Source organism: Gelidibacter pelagius, from assembly GCF_017581925.1.
GTDB lineage: Bacteria > Bacteroidota > Bacteroidia > Flavobacteriales > Flavobacteriaceae > Gelidibacter > Gelidibacter pelagius.
In genome coordinates, this window is record NZ_JAGEVG010000038.1 from 1 (window position 1) to 10,051 (window position 10,051).

The following is a 10,051-nucleotide window of genomic DNA, read 5'->3' on the forward strand; positions in this document are numbered from 1 at the left end:
AAGTGCCTATGGCATGCTTTATCCATGGAGTATCTATGGAGTATCTATGGAGTATCTATGGGGGGAGTAGAGGGTAGAGAAGGTAGAGGGTAGAGGGTAGAGGGTGGAGAGGTAGAGGGTAGAGAGGTAGAGGGTAGAGAGGTAGAGGGTAGAGAGGTAGAGGGTAGAGAGGTAGAGGGTAGAGGGTAGGGATCAGCGATTAACGATTAACGATTGAAGATTTTTGATTGGTGATTTTTGAAGAGCGAATAACCCTCTACTTTAATCGGGGACATTCAGTTAAAAGGTTGACTGTCTTGGAATTGCTATACAGATTATTAATTAAATCCTGTTACAGTTGCACGAGGCAATTTTGGGCTTGTGGAATTGTGGGAGGAAAATACTGAAAATGGTATAAGGGTTTTTTATTTCTTTTTTTTAACACCCTTTTTTCAAACTCCCCTTTCTTCACCTTCGTTGCACTACGGTGAATTCATTCCCCTCTTTGTCTAAAGAGGGGAGCTGGATTGTGAATATTTATGAGTTTTGGAGTTTGATGTTGGTTTTTTTATTAATGAAGAGGTTGGGAGTGGTCTTGTGTTTATGAGTAGGTCATCTTTAAAACATTTGATTTTTGTATATTAATATTATTTAAATTTGAATACTTCCGTCTTTAAGCGTTGTGCTGCGCTTAAATCCACCTTATCTTAAAAAGAGAAGGATTTTTTTGATTTGTTATTTAGCTTTTACCATTTAGTAAATCACAGACTTCTTGAAAGGGCAACCCTAGATAATCGCATGCCTCGGCAATAGTGATCAATTGGTGCTTCTTTTTTTTGTGCAGCAGTCGGATATCGCGTAAAATGTCTCTGGCATAGCGTTCGCTTTTTCCCGTTATCCAACAGATATCCTTGCTGTATATACAAATTCTTTGCATCAGAAGATTATTTTAAGGTGAAAAAAGTTAATGGGAGTATTCAGTCAGCAGTCAGCAGTCAGCAGTCGGCAGTCAGCAGTCTGCAGTGATCCGTTATGAATTGGCGGTTTACAGTATCCGAAAAGGTAACGAATGGTCGATCTGGTTTTTTGGCTTTACCTAGTCGTTGTTCTATGACGGTGGACTGGCAGGTAATCTGGGATGTAGGTTTTTGATTTAGTCATGATAGCGGGATAAAGTTTAGATTTAGGACTCTTTTTTAAATTTCATGGTGCTTATTAGAAGTGTTTTTATTGCAAAGCGTTTGATTGTTAGGTTTTTATTGTCGATAGGTCAGCTGATTTTATAAGGGAAACTATAAAATTAATTGTGACGTTCATAATTTAGCTGCGGATTTCTAACTTATTAATCCCTTTGAGAACATAAATTATCCTTTTGAGCACAAAACTTTGCTGGATTCTGTGTAAAACCCTGATTGAAAAATCATTATGAGTTGTTTTTACGTTAAATGGATTGGTTTTTTTCCTATGTTAGAGGTTCCAATCAATCTTCATGCTTATGAAAGAGACTACTTACTCTAAAATTTGGATGGCGGATGGCATTCTTATTTTTGTATATAAACCACTTCCTGTTCTTGATTATAGCACGGCAAAAATTGTGGTAAATGAACGGCTTCATTATCAACAAGACGCTTCCTTTCCTGTATTGTGCGATCTTCAAGGTATAAAGGATGCTGATAAATCGGCACGGGATTATCTTGCGAATGAAGGTTCGTTTTTATTAAAAGCTGTAGCAATGGTTGACACAAGAGCGATTATAGAGGCGCTATTGCGTGTTTATATCCACAGGAGCAAACCGCTCATTCCGACGCAGTTGTTTGAAAACCAATATGAGGCTATGCATTTTCTAAAATCCTATCGCTGATGCAAAGTCCGTTTAATAAACATCGACTACAGCAAATCCAACGGTTGCTCATGACATTGATTGTGGGAGGGGGATCCTATCTAATAGAACGTTCAGAGGAAGATGATGATATTGAATTGGTGCTTATGACGACCAACCTTCTGGTGGAGGAGCTGGCCGATACTTTGCGGTATGTAGGGTATTTGGATTCGCCGGAGGCCATCAAGGAATATGTACATATGCTATTTGTACTGGATACCGGTTTTCAAGTGCGGTATGTCAACAACACCGTTCATACGTTATTGGGACAGGAATCTGATGTGTTATTAGGAGCTTCCTTTTCTGATCTGTTAACGGCAGAATCATTGTCAAGTTGGCAATTGATTGCGCGCGATCTACTTTATAAAGACAATTATCACGGGATACATGATCTTTCTTTTAAGATCCAGGGGGCGTTGACCAAAAGGTGCACTTGTGCTTTTAGTACCGTTTCCATAGCGGAATGGCCTGTATCTTTTATTTTGGTGACCACCTTTGAGACTTCACTGAACAGATTGTTTATAGAAGACAGAATCAAGGCTTTATTAGCATCAGGAGATTTACGATCTCGTGTAAAAACAAACCCTCCCTTTAAACTATCCAATGAAAAGGATGTTCGAATTATTCAGAGCGTCCGGGACCGTCTTCTCCAGAACATTTCACAACCGCTTCCTGGATTGCGGGTTTTGGCCCATGAATTTGGTACCAATGAGCACAAATTAAAAAATGGCTTTAAGCAATTGTACGGCACTTCTGTTTACCGTTTTTTAACCCAAGAGCGCTTAAAACGAGCCCGTATGCTATTGCAGAATACAAGCCTGCCGGTTAAAGGAATTGCTCAAATGACTGGCTTTAAAAACATGTCCCATTTTTCGAAAGCTTTTAAAAAGCAATATGGGGTCACGCCGATGGCTTTGAGGAAGTAATCCCGATTCAAAATTTAAGATTCAAGATTCAAATTGATTCTACTCCCTCTGAGACTATCGATTATCCTTTTGAAAACATTACAATTCACGAATTTTATTCCTACTTAAGATTCAGTTATGAAATTGAGATGGGACATATTGAGAAACTACTTCGTAGAGATTGGTATTTATTTGTGTGCGTTCTTATTTGTGTATGCCGCCGTGAGCAAATTGTTGGATTTTGAGACGTTTGAAACCCAGTTGGGGCAATCTCCGTTATTGAGTGCTTATGCCAAGCCGGTGGCCATTGGGGTGCCATTGTTGGAGTTGCTTATATCGCTTCTCTTAGTGTTTAAGCGCACCAAACGGATTGCTCTATATGGTTTTTTTGCCATGATGGTCCTGTTTACGACTTATATAGTTATCATCCTGAACTTTACTGATTTTGTACCTTGTTCTTGTGGTGGGGTGTTGGAAGCCTTGGGATGGACGGAGCATTTGATATTTAATGTTTGTTTTATCATCCTTGCACTATTTGCCTTATTGTTTGAAAAGAAACAGAATGATTCTCGAATAATGAGTTTCAAAAAACCTAAAACATTTATTATATCAATTCTAAGCGTTTTTATTGGAGGAGTTATGTCTGTCAGTACATTATATTTATTATCTGAAAAAGAAATACAAAGAAATAATAGTTTTTTGCGCAGGTATCCACCACATCCTGTAACCACAATAAAAGGTTTAAATATCAAGTACAATTCCTATTATATTGCGGGGTTTGCGGAAGGTCGTATATATCTTGGGAACAGCAGTGCTCCAGCACATACTCTAAGTGTTGATACTACATTGGCTAACGTAAAAACACATAAGATAGAACTGGATAATACACAGCAAATCACTTTTTTTTCTCCTCAAATTAGGATACAGTCACCTTATTTTTTCCTGATTGATGGTAGTGTGCCTGTTATTTTTAAAGGGAAGCTATCGGATTGGAAAGCACGATTAAGTTGGCAAGGTGACAACAATTTTACTTTTTCGCAGATGGAATCAGTTTCCTCAACTCAGTTTGTTTTTAGAAGTATAGATAATAAGAGTAGCCAAAATGTCATTGGACGCATTGATTTTGATAACTCTGATACCTTCAGAGTATCCAATAAATTACTGCAAAAGCAGATTGACGGAATCTTTGACACTGATGGTATGTTAAGGTACAATTCTGAATTGAACCGTTTAATCTATGTGTATTATTATAGGAATAAATTTGTAACGGCAGATACAGATCTCGATATTGACTATCAAGGGCGGACAATTGATACGGTAAAAAATGCTGTAATCAGAATAGCATCTTCAAATTCAGATCAAGTAAGAAGACTTGCTGAACAACCCCTGATAGTAAATCATCAGAGTTATTCTGCGGGAAAATATTTATTTATAAAGTCAGACAGGTTAGGAAAATATGAACCCGAAGAAATACTTAAAGATGCTTCAATTGTTGATGTATATAATTTAGAAAATCATACCTATGAGTTCAGTTTCTATTTATATGATTATAAAAGGGAGAAGATAAAGAGCTTTCAGATTTATAATAATATTTTAATTGGACTTAGTGAACATCATGTAGTTTTATATCGTTTACAACCTTTAAATTTTGAATTGAAAAAATGAAAATATACGGCCGTATCAGGGGAAATCGAAAACCTGTAAGAGAGTAGATACTAAATATTAAAATTAATATCATGAAATCAAAAATTTTAAAAATGGTTTTGCCGGCTTTTGTTCTAATGCTGGCTGTTGTTAGTGCTTTTGCATTTGAAAGTGCACAAGAAAAGACACTATTAGCTCCTGAAACGGGGTGGATCAATTTACCTGATTTACCTTGTGCTGTAGAGGTTAAATGCGATAATACAATAAAACCATTTATGTGTACAACTGTACACACAGATGGTAATACGTACCAAGCTTTTGGAAAGTACGGTAGCGAAGACTCGCCTTGTATCAAGCCTCTTTATAGATTAGATTAAGGAATAATTTTAAGGTGCCCTAATTAGGGCACCTTAATAAAAACTATTAATTAATCCACTTTTCCTTAGGATCATTCTTTAAATAGTAATTGAACCATTTCATCGTTTTAAGAGTTATGTCTTTTTGATTTTCTGTATCCATCAGTACATGACCTTCATCTGGATAAATTAAAAGGGTAACATTTTTCTGAAGTCTCCACAACGCTAAAAAAAATTTCTTACTATAATAAGCTGGAACAGATTTATCGTTAGCCCCTGTCCATAATAACACTGGTGTATGTATTGTTTTTACATTCATAAGAGGTGATTCGGATTGGAATTTGGATTCAGTAAACAGAATTTTATTTCTTAATTGTTCGCTTTCAAAACGTTCCATATTGGATAGGTTTGATGAATCAAAATCTAGATAAAAACTTAAAAGATCGGTTACTGCCCCACCAGCCACAGCAGTTTTGAACATATCTGTCTGACTAATGATATATGTAGTTTCGAAGCCTCCAAAGGAATGTCCAATAAGCCCAATATTGTTTTGATCAATAGAGTGGTTATTATTTGCCTTATGAACAGCAGATGTTACACAATCTAAAGCTGATTTTCCCGGCTTGTTCAGTGTATAGGCAATATCAGGTAGCAAAACAAAATATCCTCCTTGTGTGAAGTTTGTAACATTAAAACCAGTAAAATTTTCTAATGTTGGTGGAACATACTCATTTAAAGCCTGTGACATATTTTCATAAATAGAAACAATCATTGGATATTTTTTATCGGGGTTGTAATTTGTAGGGTAAAATAACGCTCCTTTCAAGTTTTCGCCATTTGGACCTTTATAATGAATTAACTCCGATTTCTCCCAATAGAAATGTTTTTGCTGTTTATTGGCTTGGGCTATTTCTGTTTTTTTTCCACCAATGGTTGTAATCATTATTTTTGGAGAAGTATCAAATGTACTTTCAATGAATTGGAAGTTGTCGCCTTTTCCAATTCTTTTTACATATAGAATTTTGCAGTCTTTATGCACAATTTCCTGAAAACCATTCTTTATACTCCATATACCAAAACCCTCGCTTAACTTTTCGGTGTTTAATGTTTGAATAAGCAATCCTTCTTTAAGATTGTATGGAGCTAAAACAAATCCAAAAAAGTTGCTTTTGATTGATTTACTTGGATAGGTAGTGATACGATGTCTGATTTTAGTGTTCACTCTATTGGTTAATTTTTGATTTTTATTACCATCAGGTAAAATTAACCATATATCAAACTGGTCATAAACGATCATTTGTCCTGTTGTAGTCCATCCGCCAAAACCATAAGCCCGATGATCATCAAGGCGGTCGCTCAATGATTTATTAAAAATGCCATCAATTTTCTCTGTAACACATTTGTGCACGTTAGTTCTAGTGTTATAACTCCACCAGTTTTTATCTTTAAAATATGCAATATGATGTCCCTTCGGATTAATAGCAACATGATGATGTGCTCTTAATTGTTTTTGTATTATTTTCTTTTTTATTCCTGTATTCAAATCCATCATGTAAACATCACTATACCTGTCACCATGTTCATACAGGGGTAGATAGATATTATTATCCAATAATATGGCCTTTTGGTCGTTGTCTGTTATGCCGTTAACAATTAGATTGTCGTTTTCTATTTCATAAACTTTATTTTCTATGGGAAGCCAGACATTCCATTTTTGAAAATTAATTTTTGATTTGGGGGGAATTTCCTTGTCCGAAGATTTCCATATTTCAACATTTGTATTGCCTCCGGATACATTGGTAATAGTGTTAGTGTCAAAAAACACTTTATCTCCATTCTCTGAAATATAAAGTTTAGTTTTAATGATATTTACATTAGTTGGAATATTTTTGACCTTAGAGAGTTCTAAACAATTCTTGTATAAAGGACTGCTTACATTGGGTATGAAATCAATCGTATATTTGTTTTTCCCTTTTTCGGAAATGTAATAAGCAAGTGATTTGCCGGTAGCATTCCACGTTAAGTTTTGATAATCCGAACTAACATTTTGTGCAAACACAAACTGTTCATTTGGATCTAAAAGGCTTATCAATTTTACTGAGTTAGCTTCCTCCTTAGTTTGAATTATAGCTAAGTATTTCTGTGTTGGATTCAGGCTGTATTCTTTTATGTTTTTAAACTGCTTAATTTGTTCGGTTTTGATATTTTTCAGAACTAATCTGCTCGATACTTTGGAATTGCATTGATAGATGAGATGATTTCCATCTTTTGTAAATTGAAATTTAACTACATTGGGATATTCTTTTTGTTTACCTGTCAATGTTTCTAGAATGACTAGTGTATCTCTTTTTAAAAAACCGAACAAATTGCCTTTTGCTGTAATCTTCTCATCATGCCCTGAGGGAAAGACGTACTGAAAATCTGTAATAGTGTTTTTGAAAAATAAGGTATCGGTATTGTTCTCATACAGTTTTGAGAAAGATGTCCATTGACCATCATCAGAGGTGACTCCCATTTTTAGGGTATGCCATAGATTATAATCTTCAGGGGTGAGCATTCTTTTTTCTTGAGAATAACAGGTCCATCCATTAGGTACTACTATTATTATTAAATACCAAATGTTTATTTGAAAAGTTAAGTTTTTCATCTTATTACTTTTTATCAATTAAGCAATTAGTAACCCGCATTCTGAGGTAATAAATTAGGGTTAAGTAATAGTTCTGATTCTGGTATAGGCAACAATGTATCTGTAGGATTCCAACCTGGTTTAATAGGAGACAGTGTGGAGTTTATCAACCCCATTCGTTTTAAATCAAAGAATCGATGTCCCAATTCGCTAAAAAATTCAATGCGACGCTCTTGTATAACAGCATCTAAAAGTTGCTGTGCTGTCTCTGCTGAAGTGTCAGGCAGTGAAGCACGACTGCGGATTTTGTTAATGTCAATTTTAGCTCCATCCAAATCACCTAAATGTGTACGTGCTTCCGCTCGAATTAGATACATTTCCTCCAAGCGAAACAAAATTGAGAATTCATTGGAAGTTGCCTCATTTGTATTTTGCTTATATTTATGTGGATAATACCATGTTTCAGTTTCACCTGAAACACTTCCGATCCAAAGTTCTTTTCTCATATCTCCAATTTCAAAAATATCTATCATGAGTTTATTTAGAGCCCTATTTGGAGGAGGACCCATTTTAAAGATAAAGCTCTGTCCCTCTATAGTAGGCGCTCCTTGTCGATTTGGCATTAATTGCCAGATAGTACCAGGACTATTTTTTAAGAAGACTTCATCAAGAGAATTTACCCAAACAAACTTCTCTGAGTTTATTAAGGAATTTGCCTCTATTTCTGCTAACCCCCATTCTTCTATGTATAGATAAATTCTTGCCAATAATGTTTTCACAGTATCAATGCCCGGACGTGTTTTGAATTGGCTATGGTTTACTGGAGGCATTAGTGACTTGGCATCTTTCAAATCGTCTATCATTAACATATATACCTGAGATTGTGGCAATTTTCCAATCGTCGAATTTGTAATATAATCTGTTGTTGTTACATATGGGATATCACCAAAAAGATTCAAAAGATAAAAATGAATGTAAACTCTAAGAAATAGCGCTTCTCCCAAAAGTCTATCTTTATCATTCGGAGAAATTGTTTTAGAATTTTCCAAACCTTCTTTTACCGCATTAACTGCATAAATAAGATTATAGCTTCCTGTCCATAGAGAATTCACAGAAGTATTAGTGGCGATAAGAGAGTTTTGATAAAACTGAAACTCTGTTAATCCTGTATTATAGGTTTGAAGCTCATCAGTATAGCTGCCAAGTAATATGGAAATCCCTGATGAATTACCGCTAACTAAAACACCACTTCGTAACTTACTATAAACATTTGCTATAGCAGCTTCAGCAGTTCCGATATCACTAAATGCATGATCTCCGGTAATTTGAGAGTCAGGAAGATCCACTTCAATAAAACTCTCACAATTAAGTAAGATTACCGGCAGTACTAATAAACCTATCAAGTTTGTAAATCTGTTATATTTTATATTTTTCATTATCATTTAGTTTAGATTAAAAATTCAGTGTTATACCTAAAGAAAATATTCGTAAAGGCGGTAGACTTATTGAGGATTGGTTTTCTGGATCTATTCCTTTAAATCTGGTTAGAGTAAATAAGTTTTGCCCTTGTAAATAAATACGCGAGCTAATAGAGTCTGATGTTAATAATGGAAGCGTATAGGATAGGGAAACATTTTTAAGTCTAATAAATGAAGCGTCACTGAAAGCCGCATTACTACTTCTAAATCTATTATAAGCATTTAAAAGATCACTATTTATTCCAACAGTATAGGGTTGAAAAGGACTATTATCTCCTGGAGACTGCCAAGTATCAATAAAATCTATTGGCAAATTATTGTTTATTATACCAGGTAATGTTACAAAAGAGTTATAATCATACCCCAATTGCTTTATAAACTGTAATAAAAAATCTAATTGCCAATTATTATAATTAATCCTATTTTGTAAACCTCCATAAAAATCAGGAATTGTCTGGACAATTTTTTGTCTGTCATTTGCTGGGGTAATTGCCCCATCACCATCAAAATCTTTAAATTCATAAATTCCTGTTTGTGGATTCATCCCCGTAAAATGATACACTTTATGTATATCTAATGGTTGTCCTATTATATATTGATTAGCATAAGTTGAACCTTCAAGATTAGGAAAGGAAATTAGTTTGTTTTTGGGCAAAGTTAGATTTAGTGATGTTATCCATTTAAAATTGTCAAGGTTTTTAATTTTGCCCTTTAACTCTAACTCCCATCCTGTGTTTTGAACTACAGCATCCAAATTTGCTGTTATTGACGCGAAGCCAGTAGTTCGTGGTAATGGAATGCCAACCAGCTGATTGGATGAGCGATTTCGATAATACGCTGTGTTTAGGAGCAATCTGTCATTGAAAAAACCTAATTCCACAGCTCCTTCGATCTTTTTGTTGGTTTCCCAACTAAAATCTGGGTTAAATAATTGACTTGGCTCTAAACCGATAATTCCTCCGTAATTATTTCCTGATATGCTATAAGTATTTAGGTATTTGTAATCTCCAATCTGGTCACTCCCTGTAATTCCATAACTTCCTCTTAACTTTCCGAAACTAAGCCAGTGAAAGTTTTTACTAATAAAATTCATTGTTGTCCGATAAAAATCTAAAGTAGTAAAAATAGCTTTGTCATTGCCATATTTTACTGAATTGGGTTCCTGTTTTCAAAACAGAACCCCC

At 35.0% G+C, this 10,051-nt stretch carries 8 protein-coding genes; 4 read left to right on the forward strand and 4 right to left on the reverse strand.

The genetic code is table 11. The features are described from left to right. Positions 1 to 718 precede the first annotated feature (718 nt). Entirely contained in the window at positions 719 to 916 is a 198-nt protein-coding gene (locus J4051_RS18505) for a hypothetical protein (RefSeq protein ID WP_208235372.1), read from the reverse strand. A 558-nt stretch (positions 917 to 1,474) separates the two neighbouring features. Here J4051_RS18505 and J4051_RS18510 point away from each other — a divergent pair. From J4051_RS18510 to J4051_RS18525, 4 genes are all read left to right on the forward strand, one after another. Continuing rightward, on the forward strand, positions 1,475 to 1,840 hold the full coding sequence (locus tag J4051_RS18510; RefSeq protein ID WP_208235373.1) for a DUF7793 family protein: 366 nt from the start codon (positions 1,475 to 1,477) through the stop codon (positions 1,838 to 1,840). Continuing rightward, complete coding sequence (locus J4051_RS18515; RefSeq protein ID WP_208235374.1) at positions 1,840 to 2,784, forward strand: helix-turn-helix domain-containing protein; 945 nt, start codon at positions 1,840 to 1,842, stop codon at positions 2,782 to 2,784. Before J4051_RS18510 ends, J4051_RS18515 begins: the two co-directional genes overlap by 1 nt. 117 nt (positions 2,785 to 2,901) lie before the next feature. Continuing rightward, on the forward strand, positions 2,902 to 4,428 hold the full coding sequence (locus J4051_RS18520) for a MauE/DoxX family redox-associated membrane protein (protein ID WP_208235375.1): 1,527 nt from the start codon (positions 2,902 to 2,904) through the stop codon (positions 4,426 to 4,428). 71 nt (positions 4,429 to 4,499) lie between these two features. Next, positions 4,500 to 4,784 carry a DUF6520 family protein gene (locus J4051_RS18525; RefSeq protein WP_208235376.1) on the forward strand — a complete coding sequence of 95 codons (285 nt, stop codon included), beginning with the start codon at positions 4,500 to 4,502 and terminating at the stop codon, positions 4,782 to 4,784. 46 nt (positions 4,785 to 4,830) lie between these two features. On the opposite strand, the gene J4051_RS18530 is transcribed toward J4051_RS18525, so the two are convergent. From J4051_RS18530 to J4051_RS18540, 3 genes are read right to left on the reverse strand one after another with little or no spacing between them, the layout of a single operon-like run. Further along, positions 4,831 to 7,410 carry a S9 family peptidase gene (locus J4051_RS18530; protein ID WP_208235377.1) on the reverse strand — a complete coding sequence of 860 codons (2,580 nt, stop codon included), beginning with the start codon at positions 7,408 to 7,410 and terminating at the stop codon, positions 4,831 to 4,833. A 26-nt stretch (positions 7,411 to 7,436) separates the two neighbouring features. Continuing rightward, complete coding sequence (locus J4051_RS18535) at positions 7,437 to 8,825, reverse strand: RagB/SusD family nutrient uptake outer membrane protein (RefSeq protein WP_208235378.1); 1,389 nt, start codon at positions 8,823 to 8,825, stop codon at positions 7,437 to 7,439. Positions 8,826 to 8,841: 16 nt separating this feature from the next. After that, positions 8,842 to 9,960 (reverse strand): TonB-dependent receptor domain-containing protein, encoded by a 1,119-nt coding sequence (locus J4051_RS18540; protein WP_208235379.1) that lies wholly within the window; start codon positions 9,958 to 9,960, stop codon positions 8,842 to 8,844. Between the last annotated feature and the right edge of the window lie 91 nt (positions 9,961 to 10,051).

Bases quoted from the DNA above. Each gene is read 5' to 3' on its own strand.
- J4051_RS18505 (WP_208235372.1), bottom strand. From the start codon at position 916: ATGCAAAGAATTTGTATATACAGCAAGGATATCTGTTGGATAACGGGA.
- J4051_RS18510 (WP_208235373.1), top strand. From the start codon at position 1,475: ATGAAAGAGACTACTTACTCTAAAATTTGGATGGCGGATGGCATTCTT.
- J4051_RS18515 (WP_208235374.1), top strand. From the start codon at position 1,840: ATGCAAAGTCCGTTTAATAAACATCGACTACAGCAAATCCAACGGTTG.
- J4051_RS18520 (WP_208235375.1), top strand. From the start codon at position 2,902: ATGAAATTGAGATGGGACATATTGAGAAACTACTTCGTAGAGATTGGT.
- J4051_RS18525 (WP_208235376.1), top strand. From the start codon at position 4,500: ATGAAATCAAAAATTTTAAAAATGGTTTTGCCGGCTTTTGTTCTAATG.
- J4051_RS18530 (WP_208235377.1), bottom strand. From the start codon at position 7,410: ATGAAAAACTTAACTTTTCAAATAAACATTTGGTATTTAATAATAATA.
- J4051_RS18535 (WP_208235378.1), bottom strand. From the start codon at position 8,825: ATGAAAAATATAAAATATAACAGATTTACAAACTTGATAGGTTTATTA.
- J4051_RS18540 (WP_208235379.1), bottom strand. From the start codon at position 9,960: ATGAATTTTATTAGTAAAAACTTTCACTGGCTTAGTTTCGGAAAGTTA.